Source organism: Micromonospora sp. NBRC 107095 (assembly GCF_030269705.1).
In the GTDB taxonomy this organism is placed as follows: domain Bacteria; phylum Actinomycetota; class Actinomycetes; order Mycobacteriales; family Micromonosporaceae; genus Micromonospora; species Micromonospora parva.
Window position 1 is genome coordinate 2,589,014 of record NZ_BSTU01000001.1, and the last position, 16,572, is coordinate 2,605,585.

The window sequence follows — 16,572 nt, forward strand, 5'->3', positions numbered from 1 at the left end:
GCTGACTGCGGGGCCGGCGGCTGGTGCGTATGCGGCTGCAGAGCAAAGGGGGCGTGCATGACGGTGACCCGGCGCCCAGAGGGCTGCCGGGTCAGGTGATCGACGTGGTAACGCGCTTACCGCGCCGAGCGCGCTACTCGAAGCGGGACACGTCCCCGGCGCCCCGGCGCAGGATCTCCGGCTCGGGCCCGGACAGGTCGATCACTGTCGTCGGCTCCATGCCGCAGTCGCCGGCGTCGAGCACCGCGTCGAGCTGGTGGTCGAGCCGCTCCTTGATCTCCCAGCCCTGCGTCATCGGCTCCTCGTCGCCGGGCAGGACCAGCGTGCTGGACACCAGCGGCTCGCCCAGCTCGGCCAGCAGCGCCTGGGTGATGGTGTGCCGGGGCACCCGCACGCCGACGGTCCGCTTCTTCGGGTGCAGCATCCGGCGGGGCACCTCACGGGTGGCCGGCAGGATGAACGTGTAGCTGCCCGGGGTGGACGCCTTCACCAGCCGGAAGACCGAGTTGCTGATCTGCACGAACTGGCCGAGCTGCGCGAAGTCGTGGCAGACCAGGGTGAAGTGGTGCCGGTCGTCGAGGTGCCGGATCTGCCGGATGCGGTCGAGGCCGTCCTGGTTGCCCAGCTGGATGCCGAGCGCGTAGCAGGAGTCGGTCGGGTAGGCCACCAGCCCACCGCCGCGGATCAGGTCGGCGACCTGGCCGATGACCCGGGGTTGCGGGTTGTCCGGGTGTACGTCGTAGTACCTCGCCATCCTGGAGAGCCTAGGCCCATCCAGGGCGATCAGGAGACGAGGGCCACCCTCGGCGCGGACGGTGGAGCCGCCGAGATCACCTCGGTAGGGTAGGTCCCGGTCGGCTCCGACCAACAAGATCCACACCGCCGGGGGGCGCCACGCATGGCTGATTCGTTCGCGCATCTGCACGTGCACACCGAGTACTCGATGCTCGACGGAGCGGCCCGACTGAAGGACCTGTTCGCCGAGGCCAAGCGGCTGGGCATGCCCGCTGTGGCGATCACCGACCACGGCAACATGCACGGCGCGAACGACTTCTACAACCAGGCGATGGCCGCCGGGATCACCCCGATTCTGGGCGTCGAGGCGTACGTGGCGCCGGAGTCGCGCTACCACAAGGCGCGGGTCAAGTGGGGTCGCCCGGAGCAGAAGAGCGACGACATCTCCGGTAACGGCGCGATCACCCACAAGACCATGTGGGCACGCAACGCGCAGGGCCTGAAGAACCTCTTCACCCTCAACTCGCGCGCCTCCATGGAGGGGCACTACGTCAAGTGGCCCCGGATGGACATGGAGCTGATCGCCGAGCACGCCGAGGGGATCATGGCCACCACCGGCTGCCCGTCCGGCGCGGTGCAGACCCGGCTGCGGCTGGGCCAGTTCGACGAGGCCCTCAAGGTCGCCGCCAGCTACCAGGACATCTTCGGCAAGGAGAACTACTTCCTGGAGATCATGGATCACGGCCTCTCCATCGAGAGCCGGGTCCGCGAGGGGCTCACCGAGATCGCCCGCAAGCTGGACATCCCGCCGGTGGTCACCAACGACTCGCACTACACCCACGAGGCCCAGGCCACCGCCCACGACGTGCTGCTCTGCGTGCAGACCGGCAGCAACATCGACGACCCCAACCGGTTCCGGTTCGAGGGCGGCGGCTACTTCATCAAGAGCGCCGACCAGATGCGCGCCGTGGACTCGTCCGAGCTGTGGCAGCAGGGCTGCCGCAACACCCTGCTGGTCGCCGAGAAGGTCGACCCGAAGGGCATGTTCGAGTTCCACAACCTGATGCCGCGCTTCCCGGTGCCCGAGGGTGAGACCGAGGAGTCCTGGTTCCGCAAGGAGACCTTCGCCGGCCTGGGCCGCCGCTACCCGAACGGCATCCCGGAGGGCCACGTCGTCCAGGCGGAGTACGAGCTGGGCGTCATCAACCAGATGGGCTTCCCGTCCTACTTCCTCGTGGTCGCCGACTTCATCCAGTGGGCGAAGAATCAGGGCATCGCGGTGGGTCCGGGCCGCGGTTCGGCCGCCGGGTCGCTCGTCGCGTACGCGCTGGGCATCACCGACCTGGACCCGATCCAGCACGGCCTGATCTTCGAGCGGTTCCTCAACCCCGAGCGGGTCTCGATGCCGGATGTCGACATCGACTTCGACGAGCGTCGGCGCGGCGAAGTGATCAAGTACGTCACCGACAAGTGGGGCGAGGACAAGGTCGCCCAGATCGCGACCTTCGGCACGATCAAGGCGAAGGCCGCGATCAAGGACTCGGCCCGGGTCCTCGGCTTCCCGTACGCGGTCGGCGACCGGATCACCAAGGCCATGCCGCCGGCGGTGATGGGCAAGGACATCCCGCTCACCGGCATCTTCGACAACAAGCACCCCCGCTACGCCGAGGCGGGCGAGATCCGCGGCCTGTACGACTCCGACCCGGACGTCCGCAAGGTGATCGACACCGCCAAGGGCATCGAGGGGCTGATCCGGCAGACCGGTGTGCACGCCGCCGGCGTCATCATGTCCGCCGAGCCGATCATCGAGCACATCCCGTTGATGCGCCGCGACGCCGACGGGGCGATCATCACGCAGTTCGACTACCCGACCTGCGAGTCGCTCGGGCTGCTGAAGATGGACTTCCTCGGCCTGCGCAACCTGACGATCATCGACGACGCGGTCAAGAACATCGAGCTGAACCACGGTCTCAAGCTCGACCTGCTGGCCCTGCCGCTGGACGACAAGGCCGCGTACGAACTGCTGGCCCGCGGTGACACCCTCGGCGTGTTCCAGCTCGACGGTGGCCCGATGCGGTCTCTGCTGCGGTTGATGAAGCCGGACAACTTCGAGGACATCTCCGCCGTCCTGGCCCTGTACCGGCCCGGCCCGATGGGCGTCGACTCGCACACCAACTACGCGCTGCGCAAGAACGGCCTCCAGGAGATCACTCCGATCCACCCGGAGCTGGAGGAGCCGCTGCGGGAGATCCTGGCCCCCACCCACGGCCTGATCGTCTACCAGGAGCAGGTGCAGCGAGCCGCGCAGATCCTCGCCGGTTACAGCCTCGGTCAGGCGGACCTGCTGCGCCGGGCCATGGGTAAGAAGAAGAAGGAGATCCTCGACAAGGAGTTCATCCCGTTCCGGGACGGCTGCCGCGAACGCGGCTACTCCGACGAGGCGATCCAGGCCGTCTGGGACGTCCTGGTGCCGTTCGCCGGATACGCGTTCAACAAGGCGCACTCAGCCGCGTACGGCCTGGTCTCCTACTGGACCGCGTACCTGAAGGCGCACTACCCGGCCGAGTACATGGCCGGGCTGCTGACCAGCGTCGGCGACGACAAGGACAAGATGGCGCTCTACCTGGCCGAGTGTCGCCGGATGCGCATCCAGGTGCTGCCACCGGACGTGAACACCTCGGCCGGGCCGTTCACCCCGGTCGGCAAGGACATCCGCTTCGGCCTGGCCGCGGTGCGCAACGTCGGGGCGAACGTGGTCGCCTCGATCATGCGCTGCCGGGAGGAGAAGGGCGACTACACCGACTTCTACGACTTCCTGTCCAAGGTGGACGCGGTGGTCTGCAACAAGAAGACCATCGAATCGCTGATCAAGGCGGGCGCGTTCGACTCGATGGACCACCCGCGCAAGGGCCTGCTCGCGGTGCACGCCGACGCGATCGACGCGTACGCCGACGTCAAGCGCAAGGAGGCCGTCGGCCAGTACGACCTGTTCGGCGCCGGCTTCGGTGACGCCGACACGGGCAGCACCACGGTGATGCCGACCATCGGTGACAGCGAGTGGGACAAGCGCGACAAGCTGGCCTTCGAACGGGAGATGCTCGGCCTGTACGTGTCCGACCACCCGCTGTTCGGCCTGGAGCACATTCTCAACGCGGCGGCCGACACCACCATCGCCTCGCTGGCCGAGGAGGGCGCGGTGCCCGACGGGGCGGTCGTCACCCTCGCCGGCATTCTCTCCGGCGTGCAGCGCCGGGTCACCAAGCAGGGCCGGGCCTGGGCGTCGGCCACCCTGGAGGACCTGGCCGGCGGGGTGGAGACGCTGTTCTTCCCCAACACCTACGAGGTGATCGGGCAGTACATCGCCGAGGACGCCATCGTGGTGGTCAAGGGTCGGGTGGACCGCCGCGACGACACCCCACGGATCATGGCGATGGACATGTCCATGCCGGACGTCAGCACCAGCGCCACCAACAAGCCGGTCACCCTCACCATCCCGGTGCACCGGTGCACGCCACCGCTGGTCGAGCGGCTCAAGGAGACCCTGGTGCTGCACCCGGGCGACACCGAGGTGCACGTCAAGCTGCAGAACGGCGGGCGTACCACCACGCTGCGGCTGGGGCCGTTCCGGGTGGCGCCGACGACCGCCCTGATGGGTGACCTGAAGAGCGTCCTCGGCCCGGCCAACGTGAGCTGACCGGGCCTCGTCCCGGCCGGCCGTGAGCTGAGTGGGCCTCGGCCCGGTCGGGCGTTCGTCCGACCGGGCCGAGGACACCGCCGGGCTCAGCTCCGGTCGGGGGCGCTGATCTCCCGCAGTTGGCCGTCGGCCAGCCGCAACCAGCGCTGCACGCCGATCTCCGCGAGGAACCGTTCGTCGTGGCTGACCACCACGAACGCCCCCTGGTACGCGGCGAGCGCGCTCTCCAACTGACCGACGCTGACCAGGTCCAGGTTGTTCGTCGGCTCGTCGAGCAGCAGCAGTTGTGGTGCCGGTTCGGCGCAGAGCACACAGGCGAGGGTGGCGCGTAGCCGTTCGCCACCGGAGAGCACCCCGACGGGCAGGTTGACCCGGGCGCCCCGGAACAGGAACCGGGCGAGCAGGTTCATCCGCTTCGCGTCCGGCAGGTTCGGCGCGTACGCGGCGAAGTTCTCCGCCACCGTACGGTCGAGGTCCAGCAGGTCCAACCGCTGCGACAGGTACGCGATCCGCCCGTCGCCCCGCTTGATCTCACCGCCGGACGGTTGCAGGTCGCCCTGGACCAGGCGCAGCAGGGTCGACTTGCCGACGCCGTTCGCGCCGGTGAGCGCGATCCGCTCCGGCCCTCGGATCACCAGGTCGGCGCCGTCGCCGCCGAACAGGTCCCGGTCGTCGAAGCGGGCCCGCATGCCCTGACCGGAGAAGACCGTGCGCCCGCCCGGGACGCTGGTGTCCGGCAGGTCGACGGTGATCCGGTCCTCGTCGCGTACCGCCCGGCCGGCCTCGTCGAGTCGGGCCTTGGCCTCGCCGAGCCGGGCCGAGTGGGTCCCCTGCGCCTTGCCCGCCGACTCCTGCGCGCTGCGCTTGAGCCCGCCGGCGACGATCCGGGCCAGCCCGGCGTTCTTCAGGTTCTTCGAGGCGTTGCTGGCCCGCCGGTCGGCCCGCTCCCGGGCCTGCTGCATCTCCCGCTTCTCCCGCTTCACCTCCTGCTCGGCGTTGCGCAGGTTGCTCTCGGCGACCTCCCGCGCCGCCTGCACCGCCTCGGTGTACGCGGTGAAGTTGCCCCCGTACCAGCGGATCTCGCCGCGTTCCAGTTCGGCGATGCGGTCCATCCGGTCCAGCAGCTCCCGGTCGTGGCTGACCAGCAGCAGGCACCCGGACCAGTCGGTCAGCACGTCGTAGAGCTTGTGCCGGGCCGCCAGGTCCAGGTTGTTCGTCGGCTCGTCGAGCAGGAGCACGTCCGGGCGCCGCAGCAGTTGCGCCGCCAGGCCGAGGGAGACCACCTGACCGCCGCTGAGGGTGTGCAGCCGCCGGTCGAGTTCCAGGTCACCGAGGCCGAGCCGGTCCAGCTCGGCGCGGGTGCGCTCCTCGATGTCCCAGTCGTCGCCGATGGTGGCGAAGTGCTCTTCGCTGGCGTCGCCGGCCTCGATGGCGTGCAACGCCGCGATCCGCTCGGCGACGCCCAGCACCTGCGCCACGGTCAGGTCGCCGACCAGCGGCAGCGTCTGCGGGAGGTAGCCGAGCACGCCGTCGACGCTGACGCTGCCGCCGCTGGGCCGCAGCTCCCCGGCGATCAGCCGCAGCAGGGTGCTCTTGCCGGCGCCGTTGGGCGCGACCAGGCCGGTGCGACCGCCCGGCACGGTGAAGGACAGGTCCGAGAAGACCGGGGTGTCGTCCGGCCAGGAGAAGGACAGATTCGAGCAGACGATGAAAGCATCAGACATTGCGAGTGACCTCAGAGGGTGGGGTGGGCGTGCGTAAACCGCCCGACGACGAACGGGAACGGTGGAACGACGTCATGGCCACCGCGGCTGCGCCTCACGCGCGCCGAACCGATGGCCGAACACATCCGGTCTCACCCGGAGATGTCGTCGTCACCCGCCATGTCTGGTCTCCCTGGTCGTATCGCCAACCCAACTCCGTCGAGTCTAACAACGGATCTTCACGCCACAACCAGGTTCCTGAGCACTCTGCGGCGTGCGCTGGGCCTGGCCGGCGACGCGCTCAGCGGGGTCGGTACTCGACCTCGGGGCGGCCGGGGGTGCCGTAGCGGGGGGTGCGGGCGGCCCGGTCGACGCTGACCAGGTACTCCAGGTAGCGGCGGGCGGTCACCCGGGAGATGCCGGTCAGCGCGCTCACCTCGGTCGCGGACAGCCCGGCCGCCGCGCGGTTGCCGTCGGTGAGGGCGGCGCGTACCCGATCGAGGGTCTGCGCGTCGAGCCCCTTCGGCAGGCTGTGCCCGGCGGTGCCGCGCAGGGTGGCGAACATCTGGTCCACCTCGTGCTGGGCGGCGACCTCGCCGTCGGCGAGCGCCTGGGCGCGGTAGTCGGCGTAGCGCTCCAGCTTGTCGCGGAACGCGGCGAACGTGAACGGTTTGAGCAGGTAGTGGGTCACCCCGAGGGACACGGCGGTGCGCACCACCGCCAGGTCCCGTGCGGAGGTCACGGCGAGCACGTCCACGCTGCTGCCGGCCGCGCGCAGCGCCCGGCAGACGTCCAGGCCGTGCAGGTCGGGCAGCCGAAAATCCAGGAGTACGAGGTCCACGCCGCCGCCGTGGTCGGCGCGCAGGGCCGCCATCGCCGCCCGCGCGGTGTGCGCCACCCCGACCACCACAAAACCGGGGACCCGTTCGGTGTACGCGCTGTGCGCCTCGGCCAGCAGCGGCTCGTCCTCGACGACGAGCACGCGGATGTCGGTCACGAGCGCTCGACCCGGCTCGGCAGTCGGACGGTGAACAGGCTGCCCCCGTCGTCCGAGCGATCCACCTCGGCGCTGCCGCCGTGCCGGCGCACCACCTGCCCGACCAGCGCCAGGCCGAGGCCACGGCCGGTGCTCTTGGTGGACCAGCCGCGCCGGAACGCGTCGGCGACCCGCTCCGGTGCCAGCCCGGGGCCGCTGTCGGCGACCCGGACCACCAGTTCGTCGTCGGCCGCGCCGACGAAGACGCGCACCCGACGGGGCGCCGGGGTGCCGGCCACCGCTTCGAGCGCGTTGTCGACCAGGTTGCCGACCACGGTGAGCAGGTCACCGGTCGGCAGTGGGCTGTCGTCGAGGCGGCAGTCCGGTTCGATGATCAGGTCCACTCCGCGCTCGCCGGCCTGCGCGGACTTGCCGAGCAGCAGGGCCGCGAGCGCCGGTTCGGTCACCGCGCCGACCACCCGGTCGGTCAGTTGCTGGGCGAGGGCCAGGTCGCGGGTGCCGAGCCGGACGGCCTCCTCGGTGCGGCCCAGCTCGACCAGGGTGAGCACGGTGTGCAGCCGGTTTGCCGACTCGTGGGTCTGCGCCTGCAACGCCTCCGTCAGGGCCCGCACCGAATCCAGCTCGCTGGCCAGGGTGCGCAGCTCGGTCTGGTCGCGCAGGGTCAGGACGGTGCCGAGCGCCGCGCCCTCGAAGCGGGCGGTCCGCTGGTTGGCGACGAGCACCCGGTCACCGGCGAGGATCGGCTCGTCGCGGGCGTCACGCCCGGAGTCGAGCAACTCGGCCGCCGCGGGCGGCAGGTCGATCCCGCCCACCGGCTGATCGATCACCGGCGCGTCCGTGTCGAGCCCCAACAGTCGGCGGCCCTCGTCGTTCACCAGCGCCACCCGACGATCGGTGGTCAGCACGACGAGACCTTCGCGCACCGAGTGCAGAACGGCGTCGTAGTACTCGTACATCCGGGTCATCTGTGCCGGCCCCAGCCCGTGCGTCTGGCGACGGAGCCGGCGGCTGAGCAGCCAGGAGCCCGTCGCGGCGAGCGCCAGAGCCGGCGCGACCACCCCGAACAGCACCGGCAGCTGGCTGAGCAGCTTACGGTCGATGGCCCGGGTGGTGATGCCCACCGAGACCAGACCGACGAGGTGCCGCTGCTCGTCGTACACCGGAACGACGGCGCGCACCGACTCGCCGAGCGTGCCGACGTTCGTGGTGGTGAACGGGTGGCCGGCCAGGGCGGGTCCGATCTCGCCGACGAACGGCTGGCCGATGCGCTCCCGGGTGGGGTGGGAGAAACGGGTGCGGTCGGGGGCCATCACCACAACGAAGTCGGTGCCCGTGGCCAGCCGGGTCGATTCGGCGTACGGCTGCAGGATGCTGGCCGGGTCGGCGGTGGTGAGGGCGGCGCGGACGTCGGGGGAGCGCGCCACTGTCTGCGCCACCGCGAGCACCTCTTCCTGCGCGGCCTGGCGGGAGTCGCTGCGGGCCAGCCAGACGGCGCCCGCCGCGCCGGCCAGCACGAGCAACGTCACCACCATCGCCTGGAGGGCGAAGAGTTGCCCCGCGATGCTCCACTGGCGTCGGGCCACCTCCACCCCCTCCTCGTCGCGCCGCCGTTGGAGCCATCGCGGTGAACAGAATGACCGCAAGGCTGTCAACGGGTGAGACGCGCTTCACATTGTCGACATGGACACCACCACATCCGCCACCACCCCGGCGCCGGCGGTCCGCCGGGACCGTACCCGTTACCTGTATCTGGCCGTCATCGTGGCCGTCGTCGCCGGCATCGTGGTCGGCCTGGTCGCCCCCGATTTCGGCAAGGAACTCAAGCCGATCGGCACCGGCTTCGTCAACCTGATCAAGATGATGATCAGCCCGGTCATCTTCTGCACCATCGTGCTCGGCGTCGGCTCCGTCCGGCAGGCCGCGAAGGTCGGCAGGGTCGGCGGCCTGGCCCTCGGTTACTTCCTGACCATGTCGACGGTCGCGCTCGCCATCGGCCTGGTCGTCGGCAACCTCATCCACCCCGGCTCCGGCCTGAACCTCGGCCCGGACCTCGTCGGCTCGGGCAAGGCCGCCGCCGGTGACGAGGCCGCCGGTACTGCCGACTTCCTGCTCGGGATCATCCCGACGACGCTGCTCTCCGCGCTCACCGAGGGCAAGGTGCTCCAGACGCTGCTGGTCGCCCTGCTGGTCGGGTTCGCCGTCCAGGCCATGGGACAGCGGGGCGAGCCGGTGCTCAACGCCATCACCGTCATCCAGCGGGTCGTCTTCAAGGTCCTCGCCATGATCATGTGGCTGGCGCCGATCGGCGCGTTCGGCGCGATGGCCGCCGTGGTCGGCGCGACCGGCGTCGACGCCCTCAAGAGCCTCGCCCAGATCATGGTGGGCTTCTACGTCACCTGTCTGATCTTCGTGCTGGTCTTCCTGGGCGCGCTGCTGTGGTTCGTGGCCCGGATCTCGATCTTCTCGCTGCTGCGGTACCTGGGCCGGGAGTTCCTGCTGATCCTGTCCACCTCGTCGTCGGAGTCGGCGCTGCCGCGGCTGATCGCCAAGATGGAGCACTTCGGCGTGAGCAAGCCGGTCGTCGGCATCACGGTGCCGACGGGTTACTCGTTCAACCTGGACGGTACGGCCATCTACCTGACCATGGCGTCTTTGTTCATCGCCGACGCGCTGGGCAAGCCACTCGCCGTCGGCGAGCAGATCTCGCTGCTGCTGTTCATGATCATTGCCTCGAAGGGTGCCGCCGGGGTCACCGGCGCCGGGCTGGCCACGCTTGCCGGCGGCCTCCAGTCGCACCGACCGGACCTCGTCGACGGGGTCGGGCTGATCGTCGGCATCGACCGGTTCATGTCGGAGGCCCGGGCGCTGACCAACTTCGCCGGCAACGCGGTGGCGACAGTGCTGGTGGGAACCTGGACCGGCGAGTTCGACCGGGACCGGGCGGTCGGGGTGCTGAGCGGCAACGACCCGTTCGACGAGGCCACCATGGTCGACGAGCACGACGACGCGGCGCCGCGCCCCGACGAGAGGGAGACCGCGCCGGCCGGAGCGCCGGCCTGATGCACGGACGTGGACCGGGCTTCGCGGTGGCCTCGGCCGCCGTGATCCCGGTCCACCCCGTGACCCCGGTCCACCCCGTGACCCCGGTCCACGCCGTGATCCACTCGGCTTCCTGAATATCGGGGCATCCGATCGGCCTCGAGACCGCGCTTTCCTGAAATCCGAGTCGATCTCCGGGCGACAGGGGCGGGGGCGGGGGCGGGGGCGAGGGCTGGGCGTGGCGGCGTCAGCGTCGGCGCGCGCGCCACATCGTGTGTTCCCGGGAAATGGCCGTCTCCGTGTCGTTCACGAACCGCGACAGTTCGGCTTCCGTACTGATCCGGGTGGCCAGTGACCCCATGGCGGCAAGCTCCTGACTAGCCAGCGCGTAGGCGGTCGCCACCGCGCCGTGTTGCCGCGTCTGGGTCCAGGCCGCGCCGGCCGCGACCGCTGCGGCGGCCACCCCGAGCAGGTCGAGGTCCGTCAGTCCGGCAGCCCTCGACACGGCCAGGGTCACCCCGGCGATCTCCAGCACGAGCATGGTCACCGACCAGCCGGTCGCCCGGGCCCGGTTCGCCAGTGACCGTTCGGCGTACCAGGCCCGCTGGGCCTCGAGGCGGCCGACCAGGTACGCGGCGCGGCGCTCCTCAAGGGGGGTGGCGCGCAGCGCACGCATTCCGTCAGTGATCTGTTGCCCGGCCACCGCGGGAGCCGCCAACCCGGCGGCCGACATGTCCCCGGTCAGGCCCAACAATCGGTTGGTGAATTCCTGGACGCTGTCCGATTCGCTCTGCGATCGGGGAAAAGGTTCAGCCGCGACGGTGAATCGCCAGGTGAGTGATTTGATGGATTCGGAGAGGGCCCTGCCGACGTACCACCGTTCATTCGGACGATTGGTGAGGAGAAAGACCTCGACGAACGAGGTGGCGGCGAACGCGCCCGCCGCCAGCGCCGGGCCGAGGGCGAAATCGTCGAGCTTCCAGGTGGCGACTCCCGCGACAGCGGCCACCAGGAGCAGGGACAGCCGCAGCGCGACAAGGGTGGTGTACACGCGTTGGCCGCGCTGCGACTCATCGGACACGGCGCGCTGAAACGGGGGAAGATCCTCGGCCTTCAGCATGTCGTTGACCCTCTCGGCAGAACATCCAGGACATCGACAGTCGGACGGCAGGCGCTGTAGACAGTAGACACCCCCGTCCACCCCCACCCCACCCGCCACCCTGGTGATCAAGAGGTTTGCGTCACGACACACCGGGATGGATGACGTAAAGCTCTTGATCACGAGGGCGGTGGACGTCATTCCGGGTGAGGGCCGGGGATGATGTAAGGGTGGAGGACGGGGAGGCACTGGGGTTGGCGCGGTCGCGGTGGTGGTCGGACCGGGCCCGCGCCGGGCGTCACCTGAGCGCTGTCGTTGGACGGGAACCGGTGGATGCCGTGGTGCGGAGCCTGCTTCTCGACAGCGCGAACACCGCGGTCACCGACGCCACCGCCGAGGAGCTGTTGCGGCGTCGTGACGCAGCCGGCCTGCGTCTCGTCGCGGCGGCGTGGCATGTCGCTGAGCCGGACCAGGCGGATCATCTCACCGGCTGCCTGAGCGCCGCCTTCTTCGAGCTCGCCTGCGCGGGGCCGGAGGACCGGATGCGTTTTCGCGCCGCGCTCCGGAGTCTGCTGGACGATCCCGACCCGGATGTTCAGTCCGGTGCCCGAGACCTGCTCGATCGAGTCGCACGAGCGCTGCCGGACTGATCGGCGGCCGGCGGCGCCGGGCCGTTCGGGTTCATGAGGTGACGGGGTGTGGCGTGGCGGTCGTGTCGCAGGGGGTGCCGATGCCGAGGTTGACGCGGTCGGTCTGGCCGTCCGACGTCACGATCAGCGGTACACAGGCGGCCTGCCCGACCCAGGTGCCGCCGACGAAGGCCAGCCACTGCGCCTGCCCACCCTCGGGCGTGCAGGCGTGCACCGTGACGGTCGCCGCGGGCGCGCCCGTGCCGCCCCATCCGAGCCGGGCCCTGTCCTGCCAGCCCGGTGCCACCCGCAGGTCGACGACAGTGCCGGCGCGGACGACGAGCCCCCATTTGGCGAACAGTCGCGCCGCCGGGTCGACCTCCCCGGAATCGTCCGCCGACAGCACCGGGGTGTCGGGCACCGCGACGTCCTCGCCCACCAACCGGTAGCCGGCCGGTGGCGCCGGCAGCGCATCGACCGATGGCGTGCACGGCGATGCGGCACCGCTGGCACCGGTGGCCGGCGCCGCCCGGTCGGCCGGAGTTGTCCGGTCGACCGGTGCTGAGGTGGGCTGGTGCGGGCCACCTGCCGGCGTGCAGGCGGACAGGACCACCGCCAGGCACAGGGCGCCCAACTCGGCCGCGACGCGTCCGGCCCGGCGCTCCGCAGAATTCGAATTCATTCGATATTTATAGCAGGACGCCGATATACGCGTTGGTAACATCGCGGTGGGCGACACTGCTCGTACCCAATAGCGGAGTTATGTCTAAATGAACGATCGGTAACTAGTCGATCTTGCGTGTGACATATCCAACTGTCGCATTTCCAGCCGCCACAAGAATTGGGTACGTAAACCAGGGCAGGTACCTTCCTGTCGTGCCAGACGCCTCTCGACAGTTGATTGCCGATCGCTATCGGCTGGTCCGTCCGCTCGGTCAGGGCGGGATGGGCCGCGTGTGGCAGGCCCGTGACGAGATGCTGCAGCGCGACGTCGCCATCAAGGAGTTGGTGGCACCGCCCGGCCTGCGCGACGACGAACGTCGGGAGATGCGGGAACGGTCCATGCGCGAGGCGCGGGCCGTCGCCCGTCTGGGCCACCCCAACGTGGTACGCGTCTTCGACGTGCTGCACTCCGGTGGCGACCCCTGGATCGTGATGGAGCTCGTGCCGTCCCGGTCCCTGCAACAGGTGCTCGAAGCCGAGGGGTCGATGCCGGCGGACCGCGCCGCCCGGATCGGGCTGGGCATCCTGGGCGCGCTGCGGGCCGCCCACCGCGCCGGTGTGCTGCACCGGGACGTCAAGCCGGCCAACGTGCTGCTCGCCGACGACGGCAGGGTGGTGCTGACCGACTTCGGTCTGGCCACCCTCCCCGGCGACCCACGGATGACCCAGACCGGGATGGTGCTCGGCTCGCCGGCGTTCCTCGCACCCGAGCGGGCCACCGACGGCGACGTGGGGCCGGCGGCCGACCTGTGGTCGCTGGGCGCCACCCTCTACGCGGCGGTCGAGGGACGCACCCCGTACCACCGCTCGTCTCCGCTCGCCACGCTGGCGGCCCTGGCCACCGAGCCGCCGCCACCGGCGCGACGGGCCGGTCGGCTGACCCCGCTCCTGGACGGACTGCTGCGCCGGGAGCCGGGTCAACGGATCAGCGCCGAGGAGGCGGATCGGCTCCTGCGCCAGGCCGCCACCCCGGATGTGCCGACGACTGAGGTGAGCGGCGCCGGCGGCGGACCGCTGACCCGGATCACCACCGCCACAGCCGACCTGCCCCGTCCGACGATCGTGCCCGAGTTCGTCCCCGCCGAACCCGGCCCGCCCGCGTCGCCGGCCCTCCCCGACGCGTCCGACGCCCCCGCGGCATCGACTGTCAACGCCGTGCCGGCCGCCACCACGTCGCCCGCCGCCGCCACCACGTCACCCGCCGCCGCTGCCGTGCCCAAGTCGCCCGCCGTCGCTGCCGTGCCGGCTACGCCCATGTCGCCGGCTGTGCCCCCGTCACCCACTGCCGCCCCGGTGCCCGGGAAGGGCCGTCAGCGTCGGGCGCGGCTGATCGGGTCGGTCGGGGCCGCCGTGCTGCTGGTCGTCCTGCTGGTGGCCGCGTCCCTGCTCAAGGGCGGGCTGTTCGGTGACACCCGTGCCGGCGACGTGGCGGCGCCGGCCGTGCACCCGTCGCCGGTCGCCGAGACGCCGGTGTCCAGGGTGCTGCCACCGCCGCCGGCGGGTTGGCGCTACTACCGTGACGATCCGCGCTTCCTCGTACCGGTGCCGGACGGTTGGCAGGCCCGGCACGACGGTGAGCGCGCGGTGTTCCGCGAGCCGGACGGCAGCCGCGTGCTCGTCGTCGACGAACTCCGGTCCGTCCCCGCGGAGCCGCTCGCGCAGCTGCGGGCGCGGGAGACGACGCAACGCGGCCGGTACGCCGAGTATCGGCAGGTCCGGCTCGACGCGCTGCGCTACCAGCTGCGTGCCGCCGAGTGGGCGTGGACGTACACCGACGAGGACGGCACGCCGATGCGCACGTCGAGCCGGCTGTTCGTCGGCCACAACGGGCACGCGTACTCGATCGACTGGACCACCTCGGCCGCCGAATGGTCCGCGAGCGAGGCCGTCCTCGCGCTGATCACGGATGGTTTCCAGGGCCTACCCGTCGCGGGTGCCCCGCCGTCGCGAGCCGCCAGCGCGCCACCGTCGGCCAGTGCGCCGCCGCCGTCGCCCGGGACAGGCGGCAATACGACCACCGCTCCGGGAAATCAGGCGCCGCCGTCCGCTCCGCCACCGTCTCCGACGAAGAGCAACCCGCCCGCCGGCAAGCAGATCTCCAGCTTCGCCAGCGACCGCTGCATCGACATCCCCGAGGGCAACGCCTACGCCGGCGCGCGACCGCAGATCTGGGACTGTCGACGGACGGCAAAGCAACTGTGGACGTTCCCGTCGGACGGCACCGTCCGCTCGATGGGAATGTGCCTTGATGTCGCCGGCCACTCCACCCAGGACGGGGCGCACGTCATCCTGGCCGAATGCTCCGGCGCGTCGTCGCAGAGGTTCACCCTCAACAAGGCGTACGACCTGGTGAACACCAAGGCGGACAGGTGCGTCGACGTGGTCGACTCGAATCCGGACAACGGCGCCCGGTTGCAGATCTGGCAGTGCACCGGCAACGCCAACCAGAAGTGGCGGGCCAGCTGAGCGCTGACGGCGAGGGCGGTGATGGTTACGGTCGTGGATGCCACGCTTTCCCGACCGTCCGAGGAGTGATCGCATGCCCCCCTCTCCGTCCCGGCTCTTCGCGGAGATAGCGACCGCCGAACGACCGGCCGAGACCAGAGTCGTCATGCGACGTGCGGTGGTGTTCGGTGGCAGCATGGCCGGGTTGCTGGCGGCCCGGGTGCTGAGCGACCACGCCGAGGAGGTGCTGATCGTCGAACGGGACCCGTCCGACGTCGACGCCGGGCCACGGCCGGGGGTGCCGCAGGGCAGTCAGGTGCACGCGTTGCTGCCCGCCGGTCAGGTCCAGTTGGAGCGCTGGTTTCCCGGCATCGCCGACGAGGCGCTCGCGCTCGGCGCTCCACCGCCGCCGCGCGACCCGGGCACGGCGAAGGTCTTCGTGAACGGCATGTTGGGCCTGCCGCCCGCGGCGACCGGCACCGGGCCGGCGCTGATCACCACGCGTCCGTTCCTGGAGGCGCTGGTCCGGCGGCGCACCCTCGCCGTCGACAACATCCGGATGGTGTACGGCCGGGCGGAGGGCCTGCTCTTCGACGAGCGGCGGGTCACCGGCGCCCGATACGTGCCCGAGGGCGGTACCGAGCCCGTCGTCGAAGCGGCGGACCTGGTGGTCGACGCGATGGGGCGGTCCAGCCGGTTGAGCGACTGGCTGGCCGAGCACGGGTGGCCGCGTCCGCCCATGCAGCGCATGCCGATCAAGCTGAACTACGCAACGGCGCTCTTCAAGCGCGACGAGAAGGTCAGCGACGCGTGGGTGGCGGTCTTCCACACCATGGCGGGCAGGGGGCGTACCGCCCGGATCGGTGGCATCAACTCGGTCGAGGGGGACCGCTGGATCATGCTGGTGGCCGGCTACGACGATGATCGGCCCAGCCGCGACGTCGCCGACTTCACCGCCCGCTGCCGGGAGCACTACCCGCAGATGTTCGGTGACATCGCCGAACACGGGGAGATGCTCGGCGGGGTGGTCACGTACCACCAGGCCGACAGCCGACGCCGCGACTTCCACAAGCTCGACCGCCTCCCCGCCGGGCTGGTCGCCGCGGGCGACGCGGTAGCGTCCTTCAACCCGGTGTACGGCCAGGGCATGACCTCCGCGACGCTGCACGCCTCCTGCCTGTCCAGGTACCTGCGATCCGGGCCGAGGCCGCACGACGAGCCGGCGCGGGCGTACTTCGACCAGGTCCGGGTGGTGGTCGACGCGGCCTGGCAGATCTCCACCACCGCCGACATCGAGCTGCCGCACGTCAACGGGCCGTACCCGCCCGGCTACCGGGTCACCAAGTGGTTCGGGGACCTGCTCTTCCGGGCGTCGCTGACCGACCCGGTGCTCAACGCCCGGCTGGGTCGGGTCACCACCATGCTCGACCATCCGGCCGCCCTGAGCCGCCCCGGCACCCTGCTGCGGGCTCTCCGGCTCGGTCTGCTCGGCAGCTCCCGGCGATGAT

The 16,572-nt window shown here is 70.8% G+C and carries 11 protein-coding genes; 5 read left to right on the forward strand and 6 right to left on the reverse strand.

The window, feature by feature from the left end; all coding sequences use genetic code 11:
• Positions 1-133: 133 nt before the first annotated feature.
• Positions 134-754 carry an L-threonylcarbamoyladenylate synthase gene (locus QSK15_RS12045; RefSeq protein WP_285794239.1) on the reverse strand — a complete coding sequence of 207 codons (621 nt, stop codon included), beginning with the start codon at positions 752-754 and terminating at the stop codon, positions 134-136.
• A 144-nt stretch (positions 755-898) separates the two neighbouring features.
• Here QSK15_RS12045 and dnaE point away from each other — a divergent pair, with 144 nt between their 5' ends.
• Positions 899-4,429, forward strand: a complete 3,531-nt coding sequence (gene dnaE / locus QSK15_RS12050; protein WP_285794240.1) for a DNA polymerase III subunit alpha — start codon at positions 899-901, stop codon at positions 4,427-4,429.
• Positions 4,430-4,515: 86 nt separating this feature from the next.
• On the opposite strand, the gene abc-f is transcribed toward dnaE, so the two are convergent.
• The 3 genes from abc-f to QSK15_RS12065 form a co-directional block, all read right to left on the reverse strand.
• Positions 4,516-6,153 carry a ribosomal protection-like ABC-F family protein gene (gene abc-f / locus QSK15_RS12055; protein ID WP_285794241.1) on the reverse strand — a complete coding sequence of 546 codons (1,638 nt, stop codon included), beginning with the start codon at positions 6,151-6,153 and terminating at the stop codon, positions 4,516-4,518.
• Between the two features lie 280 nt (positions 6,154-6,433).
• A complete protein-coding gene (locus QSK15_RS12060) occupies positions 6,434-7,129 on the reverse strand; it encodes a response regulator transcription factor (protein ID WP_285794242.1) in 696 nt (231 codons plus the stop codon).
• Entirely contained in the window at positions 7,126-8,712 is a 1,587-nt protein-coding gene (locus QSK15_RS12065; RefSeq protein ID WP_285794243.1) for an ATP-binding protein, read from the reverse strand. Before QSK15_RS12065 ends, QSK15_RS12060 begins: the two co-directional genes overlap by 4 nt.
• Positions 8,713-8,809: 97 nt before the next feature.
• Here QSK15_RS12065 and QSK15_RS12070 point away from each other — a divergent pair, with 97 nt between their 5' ends.
• Entirely contained in the window at positions 8,810-10,189 is a 1,380-nt protein-coding gene (locus tag QSK15_RS12070) for a cation:dicarboxylate symporter family transporter (protein WP_285794244.1), read from the forward strand.
• Positions 10,190-10,415: 226 nt separating this feature from the next.
• Here QSK15_RS12070 and QSK15_RS12075 read toward each other — a convergent pair whose 3' ends face one another.
• A complete protein-coding gene (locus QSK15_RS12075) occupies positions 10,416-11,288 on the reverse strand; it encodes a DUF4231 domain-containing protein (RefSeq protein WP_285794245.1) in 873 nt (290 codons plus the stop codon).
• 320 nt (positions 11,289-11,608) lie between these two features.
• Here QSK15_RS12075 and QSK15_RS12080 point away from each other — a divergent pair, with 320 nt between their 5' ends.
• Entirely contained in the window at positions 11,609-11,917 is a 309-nt protein-coding gene (locus tag QSK15_RS12080; protein ID WP_285794246.1) for a hypothetical protein, read from the forward strand.
• Between the two features lie 31 nt (positions 11,918-11,948).
• On the opposite strand, the gene QSK15_RS12085 is transcribed toward QSK15_RS12080, so the two are convergent.
• A complete protein-coding gene (locus tag QSK15_RS12085) occupies positions 11,949-12,578 on the reverse strand; it encodes a hypothetical protein (RefSeq protein WP_285794247.1) in 630 nt (209 codons plus the stop codon).
• 194 nt (positions 12,579-12,772) lie between these two features.
• Between QSK15_RS12085 and QSK15_RS12090 the strand changes: the two genes are divergently transcribed.
• Both QSK15_RS12090 and QSK15_RS12095 read left to right on the forward strand, forming a co-directional pair.
• Positions 12,773-15,085 (forward strand): protein kinase domain-containing protein, encoded by a 2,313-nt coding sequence (locus tag QSK15_RS12090; protein ID WP_285794248.1) that lies wholly within the window; start codon positions 12,773-12,775, stop codon positions 15,083-15,085.
• Positions 15,086-15,158: 73 nt separating this feature from the next.
• Complete coding sequence (locus tag QSK15_RS12095) at positions 15,159-16,571, forward strand: FAD-dependent oxidoreductase (protein WP_285794249.1); 1,413 nt, start codon at positions 15,159-15,161, stop codon at positions 16,569-16,571.
• Position 16,572 lies beyond the last annotated feature (1 nt).

Coding starts and splice junctions, on each gene's coding strand:
- QSK15_RS12070 (WP_285794244.1), top strand. CDS start 8,810: ATGGACACCACCACATCCGCCACCACCCCGGCGCCGGCGGTCCGCCGG.
- dnaE (WP_285794240.1), top strand. CDS start 899: ATGGCTGATTCGTTCGCGCATCTGCACGTGCACACCGAGTACTCGATG.
- abc-f (WP_285794241.1), bottom strand. CDS start 6,153: ATGTCTGATGCTTTCATCGTCTGCTCGAATCTGTCCTTCTCCTGGCCG.
- QSK15_RS12075 (WP_285794245.1), bottom strand. CDS start 11,288: ATGCTGAAGGCCGAGGATCTTCCCCCGTTTCAGCGCGCCGTGTCCGAT.
- QSK15_RS12085 (WP_285794247.1), bottom strand. CDS start 12,578: ATGAATTCGAATTCTGCGGAGCGCCGGGCCGGACGCGTCGCGGCCGAG.
- QSK15_RS12045 (WP_285794239.1), bottom strand. CDS start 754: ATGGCGAGGTACTACGACGTACACCCGGACAACCCGCAACCCCGGGTC.
- QSK15_RS12095 (WP_285794249.1), top strand. CDS start 15,159: ATGCCCCCCTCTCCGTCCCGGCTCTTCGCGGAGATAGCGACCGCCGAA.